17 protein-coding genes and 1 pseudogene are annotated in these 20,563 nt (G+C 53.4%); 13 read left to right on the top strand and 5 right to left on the bottom strand.

The genetic code is table 11. The features are described 5' to 3' along the window. The first annotated feature begins 30 nt into the window (after positions 1 to 30). Entirely contained in the window at positions 31 to 1,197 is a 1,167-nt protein-coding gene (gene nhaA / locus OGX91_RS14650) for a Na+/H+ antiporter NhaA (RefSeq protein ID WP_040230184.1), read from the top strand. A gap of 38 nt (positions 1,198 to 1,235) precedes the next feature. Further along, positions 1,236 to 2,135, top strand: a complete 900-nt coding sequence (nhaR, locus tag OGX91_RS14645) for a transcriptional activator NhaR (protein WP_188232445.1) — start codon at positions 1,236 to 1,238, stop codon at positions 2,133 to 2,135. A gap of 59 nt (positions 2,136 to 2,194) precedes the next feature. Here nhaR and rpsT read toward each other — a convergent pair whose 3' ends face one another. After that, positions 2,195 to 2,458: a 30S ribosomal protein S20 gene (gene rpsT / locus OGX91_RS14640; RefSeq protein ID WP_003018940.1), complete on the bottom strand. Its 264-nt coding sequence runs from the start codon at positions 2,456 to 2,458 to the stop codon at positions 2,195 to 2,197. Positions 2,459 to 2,575: 117 nt separating this feature from the next. Between rpsT and OGX91_RS14635 the strand changes: the two are divergent. The 11 genes and pseudogenes from OGX91_RS14635 to caiF all read left to right on the top strand — a co-directional run bounded on the left by OGX91_RS14635 (position 2,576) and on the right by caiF (position 16,087). Next, a pseudogene (locus OGX91_RS14635) lies at positions 2,576 to 2,779 on the top strand (DUF2575 domain-containing protein). Between the two features lie 7 nt (positions 2,780 to 2,786). After that, positions 2,787 to 3,725: a bifunctional riboflavin kinase/FAD synthetase gene (gene ribF / locus OGX91_RS14630; RefSeq protein ID WP_040230181.1), complete on the top strand. Its 939-nt coding sequence runs from the start codon at positions 2,787 to 2,789 to the stop codon at positions 3,723 to 3,725. Positions 3,726 to 3,762: 37 nt separating this feature from the next. Continuing rightward, entirely contained in the window at positions 3,763 to 6,579 is a 2,817-nt protein-coding gene (gene ileS / locus OGX91_RS14625) for an isoleucine--tRNA ligase (protein ID WP_199947464.1), read from the top strand. Further along, entirely contained in the window at positions 6,579 to 7,076 is a 498-nt protein-coding gene (gene lspA / locus OGX91_RS14620; protein ID WP_003018932.1) for a signal peptidase II, read from the top strand. Before ileS ends, lspA begins: the two co-directional genes overlap by 1 nt. Positions 7,077 to 7,192: 116 nt before the next feature. After that, complete coding sequence (fkpB, locus tag OGX91_RS14615; RefSeq protein WP_199947465.1) at positions 7,193 to 7,642, top strand: FKBP-type peptidyl-prolyl cis-trans isomerase; 450 nt, start codon at positions 7,193 to 7,195, stop codon at positions 7,640 to 7,642. Position 7,643: 1 nt separating this feature from the next. Beyond that, positions 7,644 to 8,594, top strand: coding sequence for a 4-hydroxy-3-methylbut-2-enyl diphosphate reductase (gene ispH, locus OGX91_RS14610; RefSeq protein WP_005124087.1), 951 nt, complete (start codon positions 7,644 to 7,646; stop codon positions 8,592 to 8,594). Positions 8,595 to 8,660: 66 nt separating this feature from the next. Continuing rightward, positions 8,661 to 9,575: a ribonucleoside hydrolase RihC gene (gene rihC / locus OGX91_RS14605; protein WP_155021511.1), complete on the top strand. Its 915-nt coding sequence runs from the start codon at positions 8,661 to 8,663 to the stop codon at positions 9,573 to 9,575. Positions 9,576 to 9,748: 173 nt separating this feature from the next. Continuing rightward, on the top strand, positions 9,749 to 10,570 hold the full coding sequence (gene dapB / locus OGX91_RS14600; protein WP_286626623.1) for a 4-hydroxy-tetrahydrodipicolinate reductase: 822 nt from the start codon (positions 9,749 to 9,751) through the stop codon (positions 10,568 to 10,570). A gap of 454 nt (positions 10,571 to 11,024) precedes the next feature. Beyond that, entirely contained in the window at positions 11,025 to 12,173 is a 1,149-nt protein-coding gene (gene carA / locus OGX91_RS14595) for a glutamine-hydrolyzing carbamoyl-phosphate synthase small subunit (RefSeq protein WP_040230177.1), read from the top strand. Between the two features lie 17 nt (positions 12,174 to 12,190). Next, positions 12,191 to 15,418 (top strand): carbamoyl-phosphate synthase large subunit, encoded by a 3,228-nt coding sequence (gene carB / locus OGX91_RS14590; RefSeq protein ID WP_005124094.1) that lies wholly within the window; start codon positions 12,191 to 12,193, stop codon positions 15,416 to 15,418. 273 nt (positions 15,419 to 15,691) lie between these two features. After that, positions 15,692 to 16,087, top strand: a complete 396-nt coding sequence (gene caiF, locus OGX91_RS14585) for a carnitine metabolism transcriptional regulator CaiF (protein WP_003018912.1) — start codon at positions 15,692 to 15,694, stop codon at positions 16,085 to 16,087. Between the two features lie 76 nt (positions 16,088 to 16,163). On the opposite strand, the gene caiE is transcribed toward caiF, so the two are convergent. From caiE to caiB, 4 genes are all read right to left on the bottom strand, one after another. After that, positions 16,164 to 16,760 carry a carnitine operon protein CaiE gene (gene caiE, locus OGX91_RS14580; protein ID WP_199947466.1) on the bottom strand — a complete coding sequence of 199 codons (597 nt, stop codon included), beginning with the start codon at positions 16,758 to 16,760 and terminating at the stop codon, positions 16,164 to 16,166. A 110-nt stretch (positions 16,761 to 16,870) separates the two neighbouring features. Continuing rightward, positions 16,871 to 17,656 (bottom strand): crotonobetainyl-CoA hydratase, encoded by a 786-nt coding sequence (caiD, locus tag OGX91_RS14575; RefSeq protein WP_199947467.1) that lies wholly within the window; start codon positions 17,654 to 17,656, stop codon positions 16,871 to 16,873. Between the two features lie 54 nt (positions 17,657 to 17,710). Beyond that, the gene (gene caiC / locus OGX91_RS14570) at positions 17,711 to 19,264 is read right to left on the bottom strand and encodes a crotonobetaine/carnitine-CoA ligase (protein WP_286626620.1); all 1,554 of its coding nucleotides are present in this window, start codon (positions 19,262 to 19,264) and stop codon (positions 17,711 to 17,713) included. Positions 19,265 to 19,326: 62 nt separating this feature from the next. After that, the gene (gene caiB, locus OGX91_RS14565) at positions 19,327 to 20,544 is read right to left on the bottom strand and encodes an L-carnitine CoA-transferase (protein WP_040230171.1); all 1,218 of its coding nucleotides are present in this window, start codon (positions 20,542 to 20,544) and stop codon (positions 19,327 to 19,329) included. Positions 20,545 to 20,563 lie beyond the last annotated feature (19 nt).

The following is a 20,563-nucleotide window of genomic DNA, read 5'->3' as shown; positions in this document are numbered from 1 at the left end:
CGAAGTATTCACCCAATAGAGAGAATAAAAGTGAAACATCTGCATCGTTTTTTTAGTAGCGACGCCTCGGGAGGCATCATTCTGATCATCGCTGCCGTGGTCGCTATGCTGATGGCAAATATCGGGGTTACCAGTGGATGGTACCACGCCTTTCTGGAAACACCTGTCCAACTGCGGGTTGGCGCGCTTGAGATCAACAAAAATATGCTGCTGTGGATCAACGACGCGTTGATGGCGGTGTTTTTCCTGTTGATTGGTCTGGAAGTGAAGCGTGAGTTAATGCAGGGGTCGCTTGCCAGCCTACGTCAGGCGGCGTTTCCGATCATTGCCGCTATCGGGGGCATGATTGTCCCGGCGTTGCTGTATCTGGCATTCAACTATGCCGACCCTATCACTCGTGAAGGATGGGCAATTCCAGCAGCAACGGATATCGCTTTTGCGCTCGGTGTACTGGCACTGTTGGGTAGTCGCGTTCCGCTGGCACTGAAAATCTTCCTGATGGCGCTGGCGATTATCGACGATCTCGGCGCGATTGTGATCATCGCACTGTTCTATACCAGCGATCTTTCCCTGCTTTCATTGGGGGTTGCCGCGTTCGCAATTCTCATTCTGGCGGTGTTGAATCTGTGCGGTGTCAGACGTACCGGTATTTATATTCTGGTTGGCGTCGTGCTATGGACGGCAGTGCTGAAGTCCGGCGTACATGCCACACTGGCGGGCGTGATCGTTGGTTTCTTCATCCCGCTGAAGGAAAAGCATGGTCGCTCTCCGGCGAAACGTCTGGAGCACGTCCTGCATCCGTGGGTGGCTTATCTGATTCTGCCACTGTTTGCCTTTGCTAACGCAGGTGTTTCGCTGCAGGGCGTTACGCTGGATGGATTGACCTCGATTCTGCCGCTGGGAATTATCGCTGGCCTGCTCATCGGTAAGCCGCTGGGGATTAGCCTGTTCTGCTGGCTGGCGCTCCGCCTGAAACTGGCACAGTTGCCAGAAGGCACGAATTTCCAACAGATCATGGCGGTGGGTATTCTGTGCGGCATTGGCTTTACGATGTCGATTTTCATCGCCAGCCTGGCGTTTGGCAGCGTTGATCCAGAGCTGATTAACTGGGCAAAACTGGGGATCCTGATCGGTTCTTTACTGTCGGCAGTGATCGGTTATTGCTGGTTACGCACTCGATTGAACGTGTCAGCCTGATCGGCTGACGCTTTGGTGACAATTTTCAGGGAGAGAGTATGTCTCATATCAATTACAACCACCTGTATTACTTCTGGCATGTGTATAAGGAAGGTTCGGTGGTGGGGGCTGCCGAAGCGCTTTATCTGACGCCGCAGACCATTACCGGGCAGATCAAAGCGCTTGAGGAACGCTTACAAGGGAAGTTGTTTAAGCGTAAGGGGCGAGGGCTGGAACCCAGTGAGTTAGGCGAATTAGTTTTCCGTTATGCGGATAAAATGTTCACCTTAAGCCAGGAGATGCTGGATATCGTGAACTATCGCAAAGAGTCTAATTTGCTGTTTGATGTCGGCGTGGCGGATGCATTATCGAAGCAACTGGTTAGCAGCGTGCTGGATGCTGCGGTGGTTGAGAACGAGCAAATCCACCTGCGCTGTTTTGAGTCAACGCACGAGATGCTGCTGGAGCAGCTCAGCCAGCATAAGCTGGATATGATTATCTCCGATTGCCCGATCGACTCAACGCAGCAGGAAGGGCTATTCTCGGTGAAAATTGGCGAGTGTTGTGTGAGTTTCTGGTGCACCAATCCGCTGCCTGAGAAGCCGTTTCCGGCCTGTCTGGAAGAACGTCGATTGCTGATCCCTGGTCGTCGTTCGATGCTTGGACGTAAGCTGTTGAACTGGATTAACTCACAAGGACTGAACGTTGAAATCCTTGGCGAGTTTGATGACGCCGCGCTGATGAAAGCGTTTGGCGCAACGCATAACGCTATATTCGTTGCCCCTACACTGTATTCACACAATTTCTATGCTGATGATTCTATTGTTGAAATTGGACGCGTTGAGAATGTGATGGAGGAGTATCACGCCATATTCGCGGAGAGGATGATCCAGCATCCGGCGGTGCAGCGTATTTGCAATGCGGACTATTCCGCACTCTTTACGCCAGTGAGCAAATAAGCAGACATAAAAAAACCCGCTTACGCGGGTTTTTTCACAAAGCGACAACAAGCAGGCGATTAAGCCAGTTTGTTGATCTGTGCAGTCAGGTTTGCTTTATGACGTGCAGCTTTGTTTTTGTGGATCAGACCTTTAGCAGCCTGACGGTCCACGATTGGTTGCATTTCGTTAAATGCTTTCAGTGCAGTAGCTTTGTCGCCAGCTTCGATAGCTGCGTATACTTTCTTGATGAAAGTACGCATCATAGAGCGACGGCTAGCGTTGTGCTTGCGGGCCTTTTCAGACTGAACGGCGCGCTTCTTAGCTGATTTGATATTAGCCAAGGTCCAACTCCCAAATGTGTTCTATATGGACAATTCAAAGGCCGAGGAATATGCCCTTTTAGCCTTCTTTTGTCAATGGATTTGTGCAAATAAGCGCCGTTTAAATTCCAGCACTCGTTGCGTAGTGATGGCGCAGGATTCTACCAGCTTGCGTGGCGTGAATACAGCTTTTCCACGAGAAAAATTGCATTGGTGTGCCCGTGAAGGGCGTCAATTTGTTTCATAACAATGAAAACCATCCTCTTTCTGTTTCGTAGAAACAATCGCCGGTTAACGTTGACCGCGGTACAGGGTATACTTTCACGATTTTCACTGTTTTGAGCCAGACATGAAGCTGATACGAGGCATACATAATCTCAGTCAGGCCCCGCATGGGTGTGTGCTGACTATTGGTAATTTCGACGGCGTGCACCGTGGCCACCGTGCGTTGCTGCAGGGGTTGCGGGAAGAAGGGCGCAAACGCAATTTACCGGTAATGGTGATGATTTTTGAGCCGCAGCCGCTGGAGCTGTTTGCGACGGACAAGTCGCCTGCGCGCCTTACACGCCTGCGGGAAAAACTGCGTTATCTGGCGGAATGCGGCGTGGATTACGTACTGTGCGTGCGTTTTGACCGACGTTTTGCCGCATTAACGGCGCAGACTTTTATCAGCGATCTGCTGGTTAAGCGCCTTGGTGTACAATTTCTTGCCGTTGGCGATGATTTCCGCTTTGGCGCTAGCCGTGCGGGTGATTTCTTGTTATTACAGGAAGCGGGCGCTGAGTATGGTTTTGATATCACCAGCACCCAAACCTTCTGTGAGGGCGGAGTGCGTATCAGCAGCACCGCGGTACGTCAGGCGCTGGCAGACGATAACCTGCAACTGGCCGAAAGCCTGCTTGGGCATCCTTTTACTATCTCAGGACGCGTAGTTCATGGTGACGAGTTAGGGCGCACTATCGGTTTTCCGACGGCAAACTTACCGCTGCGTCGCCAGGTGTCTCCAGTGAAAGGGGTTTATGCGGTTGAAGTGATGGGACTGGGTGATAAACCTTTCCCCGGCGTCGCCAACATCGGCACCCGTCCGACGGTAGCAGGCGTACGCCAACAGTTGGAAGTCCATCTGTTGGACGTTGTAATGGACCTGTATGGTCGCCATATAGATGTAGTGCTGCGTAAAAAAATACGCAGCGAACAGCGATTTGCCTCGCTGGATGAACTAAAAGCGCAGATTGCGCGTGATGAGTTGACTGCCCGCGAATTTTTTGGGCTAACAAAACCGGCTTAATGCCTATACGAGTTTTAAATACGGAACCGAGAATCTGATGAGTGACTATAAATCAACCCTGAATTTGCCGGAAACAGGGTTCCCGATGCGCGGCGATCTCGCCAAGCGTGAACCGGGAATGCTGGCGCGTTGGACTGATGATGACCTGTACGGCATCATTCGTGCGGCCAAAAAAGGCAAAAAAACCTTCATTCTGCATGATGGCCCTCCTTATGCGAATGGCAGCATTCATATTGGTCACTCGGTTAACAAGATTCTGAAAGACATTATCGTGAAGTCCAAAGGACTCACGGGCTATGACTCGCCTTACGTTCCGGGCTGGGACTGTCACGGTCTGCCGATCGAGCTGAAAGTAGAGCAGGAATACGGCAAGCCGGGCGAGAAGTTCACCGCTGCTGAGTTCCGCGCCAAGTGCCGTGAATACGCAGCGACCCAGGTTGATGGTCAGCGTAAAGACTTTATCCGTCTTGGCGTGCTGGGCGACTGGTCGCATCCGTACCTGACCATGGACTTCAAAACTGAAGCCAACATCATTCGTGCGCTGGGTAAAATCATCGGCAACGGTCACCTGCACAAAGGTGCGAAGCCGGTGCACTGGTGCGTTGACTGCCGTTCCGCGCTGGCGGAAGCGGAAGTTGAGTATTATGACAAAACCTCCCCGTCCATCGACGTGGCGTTCCACGCTGCCGATCAGGATGCGGTGAAAGCGAAGTTTGGCGTTTCTGACGTCAACGGCCCGATCTCTCTGGTTATCTGGACCACTACCCCGTGGACGTTACCGGCGAACCGCGCAATCTCTCTGGCACCTGATTTTGACTATGCGCTGGTGCAGATTGACGGCCAGGCTGTGATTCTGGCGAAAGATCTGGTTGAAAGCGTCATGCAGCGTATTGGCGCGGCTGAATACACCATTCTCGGCACAGTGAAAGGCGCTGAGCTGGAACTGCTGCGCTTTACCCATCCGTTTATGGGCTTTGACGTGCCGGCTATCCTTGGCGATCACGTTACGCTGGACGCGGGTACCGGTGCGGTCCATACCGCTGGCGGTCACGGTCCGGATGACTACGTCATCAGCCAGAAATACGGTCTGGAAATCGCTAACCCGGTTGGCCCGGACGGCGCATACCTGGCGGGTACCTATCCGGATCTGGACGGTGTGAACGTCTTTAAAGCCAACGACAAAATCGTTGCGCTGCTGAGCGAAAAAGGCGCGCTGCTGCACGTTGAGAAGATGCAGCACAGCTACCCATGCTGCTGGCGTCACAAGTCACCGATCATCTTCCGTGCGACCCCGCAGTGGTTCGTCAGCATGGATCAGAAAGGCCTGCGCGCGCAGTCGCTGAAAGAGATCAAAGGCGTACAGTGGATCCCGGACTGGGGCCAGGCGCGTATTGAATCGATGGTTGCCAACCGTCCTGACTGGTGTATCTCCCGTCAGCGTACGTGGGGTGTGCCGATGTCTCTGTTTGTTCACAAAGACACCGAAGAGCTGCATCCGCGCGCTATCGAACTGATGGAAGAAGTGGCTAAACGCGTTGAAGTTGACGGCATCCAGGCGTGGTGGGATCTCGATCCGAAAGATATTCTCGGCGACGAAGCTGACCAGTATGTCAAAGTCCCGGATACGCTGGACGTGTGGTTCGACTCTGGTTCAACTCACTCATCCGTCGTAGACGTGCGCCCAGAGTTTGCAGGGCATGCGGCAGATATGTATCTGGAAGGTTCCGACCAGCACCGTGGCTGGTTCATGTCTTCTCTGATGATCTCCACCGCCATGAAAGGCAAAGCGCCATACCGTCAGGTACTGACTCACGGTTTCACCGTGGATGGTCAGGGCCGTAAGATGTCCAAGTCTATCGGTAACACCGTTTCTCCGCAGGACGTGATGAACAAACTGGGCGCGGATATTTTGCGTCTGTGGGTCGCTTCTACCGACTACACCGGTGAAATGGCCGTTTCTGATGAAATCCTGAAACGTGCTGCCGACAGCTATCGTCGTATCCGTAACACCGCGCGCTTCCTGCTGGCGAACCTGAACGGGTTCGATCCGGTTAAAGACATGGTGAAACCGGAAGAGATGGTGGTGCTGGACAGGTGGGCGGTAGGTTGTGCGCAAGCGGCGCAGGAAGAGATCCTGAAAGCTTACGAAGCGTATGACTTCCACGAAGTGGTACAGCGACTGATGCGCTTCTGCTCCGTAGAAATGGGTTCGTTCTACCTCGACATCATTAAAGACCGCCAGTACACCGCGAAAGCGGAAAGCCGGGCGCGTCGTAGCTGCCAGACTGCGCTGTTCCATATTGCGGAAGCACTGGTTCGCTGGATGGCGCCGATCATGTCCTTCACCGCCGATGAAATCTGGGGTTACCTGCCGGGCGATCGCGAGAAGTATGTCTTCACCGGTGAGTGGTACGAAGGTCTGTTTGGCTTAGGCGAAACCGAAGCGATGAACGACGCTTTCTGGGATGAACTGCTGAAAGTGCGTGGCGAAGTGAACAAGGTTATCGAGCAGGCGCGTGCGGATAAGAAAGTCGGCGGTTCTCTGGAAGCGGCAGTGACCCTGTACGCTGAACCTGAACTGGCGGCGAAACTGACCGCGCTGGGTGAAGAGTTACGCTTTGTTCTGCTGACCTCCGGCGCGACGGTTGCAGATTTTGCCGCGGCTCCGGCTGATGCTCAGCAGAGCGAACTGCTCAAAGGTCTGAAAATCGTACTGAGCAAAGCCGAAGGTGAGAAATGCCCGCGCTGCTGGCATTACACTACCGACGTCGGCCAGGTGGCGGAACATGCAGATATCTGTGGACGCTGTGTCAGCAACATCGCCGGTGATGGCGAACAACGTAAGTTTGCCTGATGAGTAAGCCTCTCTGTTCAACAGGGCTACGCTGGCTGTGGCTGGTGGTAGTCGTGCTGATTATCGATTTAGGCAGCAAGTACCTGATCCTCCAGAACTTTGCTCTGGGGGATACGGTGTCGCTGTTTCCGTCGCTTAATCTGCACTACGCGCGTAACTATGGTGCGGCGTTTAGCTTCTTAGCTGACAGCGGCGGCTGGCAACGTTGGTTCTTTGCCGGTATCGCCATCGGTATTTGCGTCATCCTGATGGTGATGATGTATCGCTCGAAGGCGACGCAGAAGCTGAATAACATCGCATATGCGTTAATCATTGGCGGTGCGCTGGGTAACCTGTTCGATCGCCTGTGGCACGGCTTCGTGGTTGATATGATTGACTTTTACGTCGGCGACTGGCATTTCGCGACCTTCAACCTTGCCGATACGGCTATCTGTATCGGTGCGGCATTGATTGTTCTGGAAGGCTTCTTACCGTCGAAAGAGAAAAAAGCCGCATAAAAAAATGCCGGATAGCGCTATGCTAATCCGGCCTACAATATACTGCGATCCTTGTAGGCCCGGTAAGCGTAACGCCCCGGGCACACAGGTGGCAGCAATTTTAAAGAGCAACCTGCATGTCTAAATCAGTACAGAGTAACAGTGCGGTGCTGGTGCACTTCACCCTTAAGCTCGACGATGGCTCCACCGCAGAGTCAACCCGCAATAACGGCAAGCCTGCGCTGTTTCGCCTGGGCGACGGTTCTCTGTCTGAAGGACTGGAGCAACACCTGCTGGGGCTAAAAGAAGGCGATAAAACCACGTTCTCCCTGGAGCCGGATGCGGCCTTTGGCATCACCAGCCCGGACTTAATTCAGTATTTCTCGCGTCGGGAATTTATGGACGCGGGCGAGCCAGAAATTGGCGCTATCATGCTCTTTACCGCAATGGACGGCAGTGAGATGCCAGGTGTTATCCGCGAAATCAACGGTGACTCGATCACGGTTGATTTCAATCATCCACTGGCTGGGCATACCGTTCATTTTGATATTGAAGTGCTGGAAGTCGAACCGGCACTGGAGGCGTAAAATGCAGATCCTGTTGGCCAACCCGCGCGGTTTTTGCGCTGGCGTAGACCGCGCTATCAGCATTGTCGAAAACGCGCTGGCTATTTACGGCGCGCCGATTTATGTCCGTCATGAAGTGGTGCATAACCGCTATGTGGTGGATAGCCTGCGTGAGCGCGGGGCTATTTTTATTGAGCAAATCAGCGAAGTGCCGGATGGCGCGATCCTGATCTTCTCTGCCCACGGCGTGTCTCAGGCGGTGCGTAACGAAGCCAAAGGCCGCGACCTCACGGTTTTTGATGCAACCTGTCCGCTGGTGACCAAAGTACATATGGAAGTCGCCCGCGCCAGCCGTCGTGGCGAAGAGTCGATTTTGATTGGTCACGCCGGTCACCCGGAAGTAGAAGGCACGATGGGCCAGTACAGCAACCCGCAAGGGGGAATGTACCTGGTTGAATCACCGGAAGATGTGCTGAAACTGAATGTGAAAAATGAAGGCAAATTATCCTTCATGACGCAGACCACGCTCTCCGTTGATGACACCTCTGACGTCATTGACGCGCTGCGCCAACGCTTCCCGAAAATCGTCGGGCCGCGCAAAGACGATATCTGTTATGCCACCACCAACCGTCAGGAAGCGGTTCGCGCGCTGGCGGAACAGGCCGATGTGGTGCTGGTGGTCGGCTCGAAAAACTCCTCTAACTCCAACCGTCTGGCTGAACTGGCCCAGCGAATGGGGAAAGCCGCGTATCTGATTGATGATGCGACTGATATCCAGGAAGCGTGGGTGAAAGCCGCGAAATGCGTGGGCGTGACTGCCGGAGCCTCGGCGCCGGATATCCTGGTGCAAAACGTGATTGCTCGCCTGCAGGAGTTGGGCGGTGGAGAGGCTATCCCGCTGGAAGGCCGCGAAGAGAACATCGTTTTCGAAGTGCCGAAAGAGCTGCGTGTGGATGTTCGTGAAGTAGAGTAAGTCTTTCCGGTTACGATTATGAGAAGATGCCAGACTCAACGTCTGGCATTTTTTTATGGAGAAACCATGCGCTTACCGATCATTCTTGATACCGATCCCGGCATTGATGATGCCGCCGCCATTGCCGCCGCGCTGTTTGCCCCTGAGCTGGATCTGCAACTGATGACCACGGTAGCAGGCAATGTGTCGGTGGAAAAAACCACCCGTAATGCGTTGCAACTGCTGCACTTCTGGAATGCGGATGTTCCACTGGCGCAGGGGGCATCAATGCCGTTGGTGCGGCCGCTGCGTGATGCCGCTTCCGTGCACGGCGAGTCCGGTATGGAAGGGTATGATTTTGTCGAGCACGACCGCCAGGCGATGGCAAAACCCGCATTCCAGGCCATTCGCGATGCGCTGATGCATGCCTCACAGCCCGTGACGCTGGTGGCAATTGGTCCCCTGACAAATATTGCGTTGCTGCTGACCCATTATCCTGAATGCGTATTTAACATTAAGCGCCTGGTAATTATGGGCGGTTCTGCCGGGCGCGGGAACTTCACGCCAAACGCCGAGTTTAATATTGCTATCGACCCGGAAGCGGCAGCGAAAGTCTTCCAGAGTGGGCTGGAGATCGTAATGTGCGGCCTGGACGTGACCAACCAGGCTATGCTCGCCCCGGACTACCTGGCGACGTTGCCTCAGCTTAACCAGACGGGAAAAATGCTGCACGCGCTGTTTAGCCATTACCGTAGCGGCAGTATGAATACGGGGCTGCGCATGCACGACCTGTGCGCTATTGCCTGGCTGGTGCGCCCGGATCTCTTTACGCTCAAGCCCTGTTTTGTCGCCGTTGAAACGCAGGGGGAATATACCTCTGGCACAACGGTAGTAGATATCGAAGGGCGGCTGGGGCAACCTGCTAATGTCCAGGTGGCACTGGGGCTGGATGTCGAGGGTTTCCAGCAGTGGGTGGCGCACGTTCTGGCACTGGCCCCCTGATTTCCACGCTATATAACAATATGACGCTGCTTATTCCGTGGCGTCATGCCTTTTACTGATATCTTTCCCTGTTTATCATTAAATTCTAATTATCGATGTTTTCGGCTGGCGGCGCAGTGATACGCTGGTTAATCTGAAAACGATTTACGTAAAATTAACAAAAGAGAATAGCTATGCATGATGCACAAATCCGCGTTGCCATCGCGGGAGCCGGAGGACGCATGGGGCGTCAGTTGATTCAGGCCACGCTGGGTATGGAAGGCGTACAGCTTGGCGCGGCGCTGGAGCGCGAAGGCTCTTCCTTACTGGGCAGCGATGCCGGAGAGTTAGCCGGAGCCGGGAAAACGGGCGTTACGGTACAAAGTAGCCTTGAAGCGGTGAAAGATGATTTCGATGTTTTCATCGATTTTACCCGCCCGGAAGGCACGCTGGCGCATCTGGCGTTTTGCCGCCAGCACGGCAAAGGCATGGTGATTGGTACTACCGGCTTTGATGACGCGGGTAAACAGGCTATTCACGATGCCGCACAGGATATTGGCATCGTCTTCGCCGCGAACTTTAGCGTGGGCGTCAACGTCATGCTTAAGCTGCTGGAGAAAGCCGCGAAAGTGATGGGTGACTATACCGACATTGAAATTATTGAAGCGCACCACCGCCATAAAGTGGATGCGCCGTCAGGCACTGCGCTGGCGATGGGCGAAGCGATCGCCGGGGCGCTGGATAAAGATCTGAAAGACTTCGCGGTCTATTCCCGTGAGGGTTACACCGGCGAGCGCGTACCGGGCACGATCGGTTTTGCTACGGTGCGTGCGGGAGATATTGTTGGGGAACATACCGCGATGTTTGCTGATATTGGTGAGCGCATCGAGATTACGCATAAAGCCTCCAGCCGTATGACATTCGCTAACGGTGCAGTAAGATCGGCGGTTTGGCTTAAATCTAAGTCAAATGGTCTTTTTGATATGCGAGATGTGCTTGATTTACGCAATTTATAATGTTTACTACCCTTCGTGATGTGGTTATTGTAGTCGTAATTATTTGATTACATGGGGCAATATTTTATTGCCCTTTATTTTATCAATTTCAAGTCGATTTTGTATTGGGTTTTCTATTTTTATATGATTTTATATCATCTTGTGTTGGTGAAATGTGAATTTTGACCATTTGGTCTACTTTTTATCTCTTTCTCATGAGATTTAATACTCTTCCTGCTCCGCAAGCGTTTTCCACTCTAAGTTAGTTGATCTTTTTGATGCCTGGGGGCGGGTTAATTCGTCAGTGGCGCAAAATAATAATAAAAATTGTCCTTTTGGGTAGACTTTTACGTGGGCTATCTCTAGAATGCCGCCGTTTGCCAGAAATCCATAGGTAAGCAAATTTGCATTGATTCATGATGTGTTAATGAATTAATATGCAAATAAAGTGAGTGAATATTCTCTGGAGGGTGTTTTGATTAAGTCAGCGCTATTGGTTCTGGAAGACGGAACCCAGTTTCACGGTCGGGCCATAGGGGCAACAGGTTCGGCGGTTGGGGAAGTCGTTTTCAATACTTCAATGACCGGTTATCAAGAAATCCTCACTGATCCTTCCTATTCCCGCCAAATCGTCACTCTTACTTATCCTCATATCGGTAATGTCGGCACCAATGAAGCCGATGCAGAATCTTCTCAGGTACATGCGCAAGGTCTGGTCATCCGCGACCTGCCGCTGATTGCCAGTAACTTCCGCGATACCGAAGACCTCTCTTCTTACCTCAAGCGCCATAACATTGTGGCGATTGCCGATATTGATACCCGTAAGCTGACGCGTTTGCTGCGTGAAAAGGGCGCACAAAACGGCTGCATCATCGCGGGCGATAACCCGGATGCCGCGCTGGCGCTGGAAAAAGCGAAAGCGTTCCCAGGACTCAACGGTATGGACCTGGCGAAAGAAGTCACCACCGCGGAGCCGTATAGCTGGACGCAAGGTAGCTGGACGTTGGCCGGTGACCTGCCGGAAGCCAAATCTGCCGATGAACTGCCGTTCCACGTTGTGGCCTACGATTTCGGCGCTAAACGTAACATTCTGCGTATGTTAGCGGACCGCGGCTGCCGCCTGACGGTGGTTCCAGCGAAAACCGCAGCAGAAGACGTTCTGAAGATGAATCCGGACGGTATCTTCCTGTCCAACGGCCCTGGCGACCCGGCGCCGTGCGACTACGCGATTACCGCGATTCAGAAATTCCTCGAAACCGATATTCCGATATTTGGTATCTGCCTTGGCCATCAGCTGCTGGCGCTGGCGAGCGGTGCGAAGACCATTAAGATGAAGTTTGGCCATCACGGCGGTAACCATCCGGTAAAAGATATCGACAACAACACGGTGATGATTACCGCGCAGAACCACGGTTTTGCGGTAGATGAAGCCTCCATGCCGGCCAATCTGCGCGTGACCCACAAGTCGCTGTTCGACGGCACCCTGCAAGGGATTCATCGCACCGATAAGCCAGCGTTCAGCTTCCAGGGTCACCCTGAAGCGAGTCCGGGTCCGCACGACGCTGCACCGCTGTTCGACCACTTTATCGAGTTAATTGAGCAATACCGTCAGTCCGCGAAATAATCAGGAGTAAAAGAGCCATGCCAAAACGTACAGACATAAAAAGTATCCTGATTCTGGGCGCGGGTCCGATTGTTATCGGCCAGGCGTGTGAGTTTGACTATTCCGGCGCACAGGCGTGTAAAGCCCTGCGTGAAGAGGGTTACCGTGTCATTCTGGTGAACTCCAACCCGGCCACCATCATGACCGACCCGGAAATGGCCGATGCGACTTACATCGAGCCGATTCACTGGGAAGTGGTACGCAAAATCATTGAGAAAGAGCGCCCGGATGCGGTGCTGCCAACCATGGGCGGCCAGACGGCGCTGAACTGTGCGCTGGAGCTGGAACGCCAGGGCGTACTGGCTGAGTTCGGCGTGACCATGATTGGCGCGACGGCGGATGCCATTGATAAAGCGGAAGACCGTCGTCGCTTCGACATCGCGATGAAGAAGATTGGTCTCGACACCGCGCGTTCAGGCATCGCTCACACCATGGAAGAAGCGCTGGCGGTTGCCGCTGACGTTGGCTTCCCGTGCATTATCCGCCCTAGCTTCACCATGGGCGGCACCGGCGGCGGTATCGCTTACAACCGTGAAGAGTTCGAAGAAATCTGCGAACGCGGTCTGGATCTTTCCCCAACCAACGAACTGCTGATTGATGAATCGCTGATTGGCTGGAAAGAGTACGAGATGGAAGTGGTGCGTGATAAAAACGACAACTGCATCATCGTCTGCTCCATCGAAAACTTCGACGCGATGGGCATCCATACCGGTGACTCCATCACCGTAGCACCTGCCCAGACGCTGACCGACAAAGAATATCAAATCATGCGTAACGCCTCGATGGCGGTACTGCGTGAAATCGGCGTAGAAACCGGCGGTTCTAACGTCCAGTTTGCGGTAAACCCGAAAAACGGTCGCCTGATTGTTATCGAGATGAACCCGCGAGTCTCCCGCTCCTCTGCGCTGGCGTCCAAAGCCACCGGCTTCCCGATTGCTAAAGTTGCCGCCAAGCTGGCAGTTGGTTATACCCTCGACGAGCTGATGAACGATATCACCGGTGGCCGTACTCCGGCTTCGTTTGAGCCGTCCATCGACTACGTTGTGACGAAGATTCCACGCTTCAACTTCGAGAAGTTCGCCGGTGCTAACGACCGCCTGACCACCCAGATGAAATCTGTCGGTGAAGTGATGGCAATTGGCCGCACCCAGCAGGAATCTCTGCAGAAAGCGCTGCGCGGTCTGGAAGTCGGCGCGACCGGCTTTGACCCGAAAGTAAGCCTGGACGACCCTGAAGCGCTGACCAAAATTCGCCGCGAGCTGAAAGACGCGGGCGCTGAGCGTATCTGGTATATCGCCGATGCCTTCCGCGCGGGTCTGTCCGTCGACGGCGTGTTCAACCTGACCAACATCGACCGCTGGTTCCTGGTGCAAATTGAAGAGTTGGTGCGCCTGGAAGAAAAAGTAGCTGACCTTGGCATCAACGGCCTCGACGCTGACTTCCTGCGCATGCTGAAGCGTAAAGGTTTCGCCGATGCGCGTCTGGCGAAACTGGCCGGCGTTCGCGAAGCGGAAATCCGCAAGCTGCGTGACCAGTACAACCTGCACCCGGTCTACAAGCGCGTGGATACCTGCGCGGCAGAATTTGCCACCGACACCGCTTACATGTACTCCACTTATGAAGAGGAGTGTGAAGCGAATCCGTCCGTCGACCGCGATAAAATCATGGTGCTGGGCGGCGGTCCAAACCGTATCGGCCAGGGTATAGAGTTTGACTACTGCTGCGTACACGCCTCGCTGGCGCTGCGCGAAGACGGTTATGAAACCATCATGGTCAACTGTAACCCGGAAACCGTTTCTACCGACTACGACACCTCCGACCGTCTGTACTTCGAGCCGGTAACCCTGGAAGACGTGCTGGAAATCGTGCGCATCGAGAAGCCGAAAGGCGTTATCGTGCAGTACGGCGGTCAGACTCCGCTGAAGCTGGCGCGTGCGCTGGAAGCCGCAGGCGTGCCGGTAATCGGCACCAGCCCGGATGCCATCGACCGTGCGGAAGACCGTGAGCGCTTCCAGCACGCGGTTGACCGTCTGAAGCTGAAACAACCGGCGAACGCCACCGTAACGGCCATTGAACAGGCTGTTGAAAAGGCAAAAGAGATTGGTTACCCGCTGGTGGTACGTCCGTCCTACGTTCTCGGCGGTCGCGCGATGGAAATCGTCTATGATGAAGCCGACCTGCGTCGCTACTTCCAGACGGCTGTCAGCGTTTCTAACGATGCGCCAGTGCTGCTGGACCGTTTCCTTGATGATGCGGTTGAAGTGGACGTCGATGCTATCTGCGACGGCGAAATGGTGCTGATTGGCGGCATCATGGAGCACATCGAACAGGCGGGTGTACACTCAGGTGACTCCGCATGTTCTCTGCCTGCGTACACGCTGAGCCAGGAAATTCAGGATGTAATGCGCCAGCAGGTGCAGAAACTGGCCTTCGAACTGCAGGTTCGCGGTCTGATGAACGTCCAGTTTGCCGTGAAGAATAACGAAGTTTACCTGATTGAAGTGAACCCGCGTGCGGCACGTACCGTTCCATTCGTCTCCAAAGCAACGGGTGTACCATTGGCGAAAGTCGCGGCGCGCGTAATGGTCGGAAAAACGCTGGCACAGCAGGGCGTCACCAAAGAAGTTATCCCGCCGTACTACTCGGTAAAAGAAGTGGTGCTGCCGTTCAATAAGTTCCCGGGCGTTGACCCGCTGTTAGGGCCAGAAATGCGCTCTACCGGGGAAGTGATGGGCGTGGGCCGTACCTTCGCGGAAGCGTTCGCCAAGGCACAGCTGGGTAGCAGCTCCACCATGAAAAAACAGGGTCGTGCATTGCTCTCCGTTCGCGAAGGCGATAAAGAGCGCGTGGTTGACCTGGCGGCGAAGCTGCTGAAGTTTGGTTTCGAGCTGGATGCCACGCACGGCACGGCGATTGTGCTGGGCGAAGCGGGTATCAATCCACGTCTGGTGAACAAGGTGCATGAAGGGCGTCCGCACATTCAGGACCGTATCAAGAATGGCGAGTACACTTACATCATCAACACCACCGAAGGTCGTCAGGCGATTGAAGACTCTAAGCTGATTCGCCGCAGCGCACTGCAGTATAAAGTGCATTATGACACTACCCTGAACGGCGGTTTCGCGACGGCGATGGCGCTGAATGCCGATGCCACTGAGAAGGTGACCTCGGTGCAGGAAATGCACGCGCAGATCAAAAAGTCATAAACAAAGAGTCCGGTGATAATTGCGTTAACCGGACCTGCAATATAATCTTGAAAGGGTTTCTGTAAAGAAACCCTTTTTTTATCTCTCGTAAGGTCATTCCTGGCCAAATGCAGTTTCATAACCACATTTTCAATGTAATAAGCACGATATTGCTCACACTAATCAACATTCAAGTCGCATACTATCTTTTATATCCACAATTTTAATATGGCTTAGTTTTTATTAATTTGGACAGGCCGTAGCCAGATTTTTAATTTGTGAAATGGTGTGCTTATGTGTGAAAAATATGTTGAAAGACCGCTCTATTTGTTAATTGCTGACTGGATGATGGCTGAAGATCGTTGGATCACCGCAAAGGAGATTTCCCGCCATTTTGATATTGAACACTGCAAAGCAATTAATACGCTCTCTTATATTCTGTCGGAAGTGGGAGAAATTGTTTGTGAAGTTAAGATGATCCCTAACCAGATAGCAGGCCGGGGCTGCCAGTGCCAGCGTCTGGTAAAAGTCATCAGTATTGATTCTCACCTCTACAACCGATTGAGCCACAATTTGCAGGAAAAAAAGGTGAGTGTGGCGAAAACACCGCGACTGTCTGCCGTTCCCCCAACAGAGCTCAACCGTGAGCAGAAATGGCAGATGATGCTGTCAAAAAGCATGCGTCGCTAATGATTAGCTTACCTGATGACAGCGTTAACGGTGATTGACTCGCAGGCCGGATAAGCGTCAGCGCATCCGGCATAGATTACTGGGCCGATTTCGGTTTCACATCTGTCGTGCCTTGCAGGCGCGGCCGGTTTTCTTCGACCTGCGTTAAGGGCTGTGTTTCGCGTAAACCTGCCCGACAGCGGATCGCAAGATCCTGATACTCTTTGGTGTTCAGCCGTTTCCAGTGCAGCTCCTGATCTGTGACTTCACGCAATACGCGAGCGGGTGAGCCCACCAGCATCTGCCTTGCCTCCCCCTGAAACCTGGCTTTGACAAAGCTCATGGCGGCGACAATGCTCTCTTCACCAATCACTGCGCCGTCCATAATGACGCTGTTCATGCCGATCAGCGCATCTCTGCCCACCACGCAACCGTGCAGGATTGCGCCATGACCGATGTGCCCATTCTCATGCACGATAGTGTCAGTGTCGCAATAACCGTGCATGATGCAGCCATCCTGCACGTTAGAACCTGCCTCCAGAATCAGGCGACCATAGTCACCGCGCAGTGAGGCATGTGGGCCGACGTAGACGCCAGCCCCCACGATCACATCACCAATCAACACGGCGCTGGGATGAACATACGCCTCTGGATGCACTACCGGAATCAGGCCTTCAAAGGCGTAATAGCTCATAGTTGCTCCTCGATTTTTTTTGCCGGATGGCGGCGTAAACACCTTATCCGGCCTAAGGTTGTGCATGTGTTGTAGGCCGGATAAGTGAAGCGCCATCCGGCATAGTCACATTAACGACCTTTCCACACCGGATCGCGTTTTTCTGCAAATGCCAGCGGTCCTTCGAGCGCATCTTCGGAGTGCAGCACTGACGGATAGTGCTTCAGCACACCGCTGCGGATGTAACGGTAGCCTTCTTCCACCGGCATTTCGCTGGTTGCACGATAAATCTCTTTCAGCGCGGCGATCGCCAGCGGGGCGCTATTCACCAGCTGCTGCGCCAGTTCGCGCGCGCTATCCATCAGTTCGCTCTGGCTGACAACGCGGTTGACGATACCCCAACGTAGCGCTTCTTCGGCACTCATTCGTCTGCCGGTCATCACCATTTCGTTGACGATAGCCGGCGGCAGCAGTTTCGGCAGACGCAGTACGCCGCCGCTGTCAGGCACGATCCCCAGTTTGGCTTCTGGTAACGCGAAGCAGGCATTTTCCGCACAGACGATAAAATCCGCTGCCAGCGCCAGCTCAAAACCGCCCCCAAACGCATAGCCGTTGACCGCGGCGATAACCGGCTTATCGAGGTCGAAAATTTCGGTTAAACCGGCGAAACCGCCTGGGCCAAAGTCGGCATCCGGCGCTTCACCTTCGGCCGCCGCTTTTAAGTCCCAGCCCGCAGAAAAGAATTTCTCACCGCCGCCGGTGATAATCGCGACGCGTAATTCCGGATCGTCACGGAAATTAAGAAAAGCCTCGCCCATGGCAAAACTGGTTTTGGCGTCAATGGCATTCGCTTTTGGGCGATCTAATGTAATTTCCAGGATCGGGCCATTACGGGTCAGATGTAATGATTCACTCATAGTTCATCTCCAGATAAATAGATTTCCCGACAGGAGGAATTCCAGCCGGAAGGGTTATTTCAGATTTTTTTTGATTATTTTTCCTGAACAATTGCGCGGCAGGTCAGTTCTGATCTCCATAAACGAGGGAACCTTGAATTTCGCCATATTGTTTTCGCAGAAACTGAAGAACTCAGCTTCGCTTAATGTTTCACCTTCATTAAGGACGATAAAAGCTTTAATGGCTTCATCACGGATCGAATCTTTAATACCGACAACCACAATGTCCTGAATTTTCGGATGCGCAGAAATAATATTTTCCAGCTCGACGCAGGAGACATTTTCCCCGCCGCGTTTAATCATGTTGCAGCGCCTGTCGACGAAATAAAAAAAACCGTCCGCATCCTGGTAACCCGAATCTCCGGTATGTAACCAACCCTCAGGTTCCAGTGCTTTGGCGGTAGCCTCCGGCTGGGCATAGTACTCTTTGAAGATGGTTTTGCCCGGCACGCCTTTAATGCAGATTTCGCCAATTTCTCCGGCGGGCAGGGGACGGTTGTGATCGTCACGGATTTCGGCTTCATAGCTAAACCCCACGCGACCAATTGAAGGCCAGCGCCGTTTGTCTCCAGGGCGATCGCCGATAATGCCGACGATGGTTTCGGTCATACCATAGGAGGTCAGCAGCCTGACGCCAAAACGTTCGGTAAAGGCGTCTTTTTCCTGCTCGGATAAATTGAGATAGAACATTACCTCGCGCAGGTGATGCTGTCTGTCCGTTGGTGCTGGGGGTTGAACCATCAGCGTTCGGATCATCATCGGAATGCATTCGGTGACCGTCGCCTGGTATCTACGTACCTGATCCCAAAACGCCCTGGCGCTGTATTTTTCCAACAGCACAAAGGTGCTGCCTGCGGAGAATGCCGCCATGGCTGCCGTACACTGACAGTCGATATGAAAAGCGGGCATCACCGTCATGTAGACGTCGTCATCGCGCAGGGCGATTTGCCAGGAAGTGTAGTAGCCGGCAAATCGCAGGTTGTAGTGGGTAATCACCACCCCTTTAGGCCGTGAGGTGGTGCCAGAGGTAAACAGAATTTCCGCCGTATCGTCAGTGGATAACGCAGGTGTATAGCACAGCGTGGCGGACTGGCGGGATTGCAGTTGGGTAAAGTGGCTCACGCCGTCGTCAACCGGAAGCTGTTCGCCAATCAGACAGATATGATTAAGCGGTGTGGTATTTTCCAGCCGTATCTGGCGGTACATAGGATAAAACTTGGCGCTGGTGACCAGCAGGCTTACCTGGCTGTTTTGCAGGATCCAGGCGCTTTCTTCACCCAGCAAACGGGCATTAATTGGTACCATGATGGCGCCAATTTTTGCCAGCCCAAACCAGCAAAAGATGAATTCCGGACAGTTATCCAGATGCAACGCGACCTTGTCGCCTTTGCGGATCCCTAAGCAATGGAAAAGGTTCGCCGTGCGGTTAATCTCTTCATTGAGCGAGGCATAGCTAAACTGCCGAACGTTTCCTTCGCAGGATTCGAAAATTAACGCCGTTTTATCTCCGTACACCCCGGCCAGGTCGTCCCACATCAGACGTAAGTTTTGTCCGCCAACGATATCCATATTGCTTTATCCACTGAAATCAGGCGTGAGCGCTAACCCATTCGCGGGTCAGCGCGTCGTGTTTATTCCTCAACTCTGGCCAGGCCTTTGCCGACCAGCTCATTTATGTCTGCTTCGCTATATCCAATGTTTTTCAGAATGGCGGCGGTATCCATGCCGTGTGACGGCATGCCACGCCAGATTTTCCCCGGGTTGTTTTTAAATTTCGGCATGATATTCGGTCCTTTGCAGGTGCGACCGTCCATCGTTTGCCACTGAGTAATAGACTCACGGGCAACGTACTGCGGGTTGCCTTCCAGTTCCGGAATGGTCAGCACCTTCGCGCAGGCGATATTTAGCTCAGCAAAGCGCGCCTGGACTTCGGCGATGGTGTGCGTTGCCAGCCACGCGTCCAGTTTCTCTTCCACGAGCGGGCCGTAAGGGCATTCCACGCGATGGATAAGCTGGGTGCCTTCCGGGACTTCCGGTGTGCCAAGAATGTGGGCAAGGCCAATATCGTTGAAGCACTCGTTGATTTGCGTGATGCCGACCAGCTCCATGACGATATAACCATCGGCGCATTTATACAGGCCGCAGCCAGCGTAATACGGGTCTTTGCCTTTGGTCATACGCGGGCAAATTTCGCCGCCGTTAAAGTAATCCATCATGAAGTACTGACCCATGCGCAGCATGACTTCGTACATGGCGATATCAATGCTTTCACCTTTGCCCGTTTCGCGTACTTTGTGCAGGGCAGCCAGCGCCGCTGTCGTTGCGGTCATCCCTGAGAAGTAGTCGGCGGTGTACGGGAAGGCAGGCATTGGCTGATCAACGTCGCCGTTTTGGATCAGATAGCCGCTGAACGCCTGCGCGATAGTGTTATACGCCGGAAGATTGGTGTACTCCTCGGTACCAAACTGGCCGAAGCCGGAAAGGTGGGCGATAACCAGTTTTGGGTTATGTTGCCACAGCACTTCATCGGTAATACCGCGACGGGCAAAGGCCGGGCCTTTACTGGCTTCAATGAAGATATCGGTGGTTTCCATGAGCTTCAGAAACGCTTCCCGACCTTCATCTTTGAAAATATTGAGTGACAGGGCGTGCAGGTTACGACGTGAGAGCTGCGGATAGTTAGGCTGTACGCGGATGGTATCGGCCCACGCAACGTTTTCAATCCAGATAACCTCTGCACCCCATTCGGCGAACATCTGTCCGGCGAACGGACCGGCAATCTCGATCCCTGAAAAGACAACGCGTACCCCGGCAAGTGGGCCAAAGGTTGGCATTGGTAAGTGATCCATAATTTTGCTCCTGGCATTT

It is taken from the genome of Citrobacter sp. Cpa228 (assembly GCF_030333085.1).
Classification (GTDB): domain Bacteria; phylum Pseudomonadota; class Gammaproteobacteria; order Enterobacterales; family Enterobacteriaceae; genus Citrobacter; species Citrobacter pasteurii.
The sequence above is the reverse complement of the archived record's forward strand: the minus strand, read 5'-3'. Positions and strand labels throughout refer to the sequence as shown.

What these genes read in the sequence shown, in the direction of transcription:
- nhaR (WP_188232445.1), top strand. Translation starts at nt 1,236, where the DNA reads ATGTCTCATATCAATTACAACCACCTGTATTACTTCTGGCATGTGTAT.
- ribF (WP_040230181.1), top strand. Translation starts at nt 2,787, where the DNA reads ATGAAGCTGATACGAGGCATACATAATCTCAGTCAGGCCCCGCATGGG.
- ileS (WP_199947464.1), top strand. Translation starts at nt 3,763, where the DNA reads ATGAGTGACTATAAATCAACCCTGAATTTGCCGGAAACAGGGTTCCCG.
- lspA (WP_003018932.1), top strand. Translation starts at nt 6,579, where the DNA reads ATGAGTAAGCCTCTCTGTTCAACAGGGCTACGCTGGCTGTGGCTGGTG.
- fkpB (WP_199947465.1), top strand. Translation starts at nt 7,193, where the DNA reads ATGTCTAAATCAGTACAGAGTAACAGTGCGGTGCTGGTGCACTTCACC.
- ispH (WP_005124087.1), top strand. Translation starts at nt 7,644, where the DNA reads ATGCAGATCCTGTTGGCCAACCCGCGCGGTTTTTGCGCTGGCGTAGAC.
- rihC (WP_155021511.1), top strand. Translation starts at nt 8,661, where the DNA reads ATGCGCTTACCGATCATTCTTGATACCGATCCCGGCATTGATGATGCC.
- dapB (WP_286626623.1), top strand. Translation starts at nt 9,749, where the DNA reads ATGCATGATGCACAAATCCGCGTTGCCATCGCGGGAGCCGGAGGACGC.
- carB (WP_005124094.1), top strand. Translation starts at nt 12,191, where the DNA reads ATGCCAAAACGTACAGACATAAAAAGTATCCTGATTCTGGGCGCGGGT.
- caiF (WP_003018912.1), top strand. Translation starts at nt 15,692, where the DNA reads ATGTGTGAAAAATATGTTGAAAGACCGCTCTATTTGTTAATTGCTGAC.
- caiE (WP_199947466.1), bottom strand. Translation starts at nt 16,760, where the DNA reads ATGAGCTATTACGCCTTTGAAGGCCTGATTCCGGTAGTGCATCCAGAG.
- caiD (WP_199947467.1), bottom strand. Translation starts at nt 17,656, where the DNA reads ATGAGTGAATCATTACATCTGACCCGTAATGGCCCGATCCTGGAAATT.
- caiC (WP_286626620.1), bottom strand. Translation starts at nt 19,264, where the DNA reads ATGGATATCGTTGGCGGACAAAACTTACGTCTGATGTGGGACGACCTG.
- caiB (WP_040230171.1), bottom strand. Translation starts at nt 20,544, where the DNA reads ATGGATCACTTACCAATGCCAACCTTTGGCCCACTTGCCGGGGTACGC.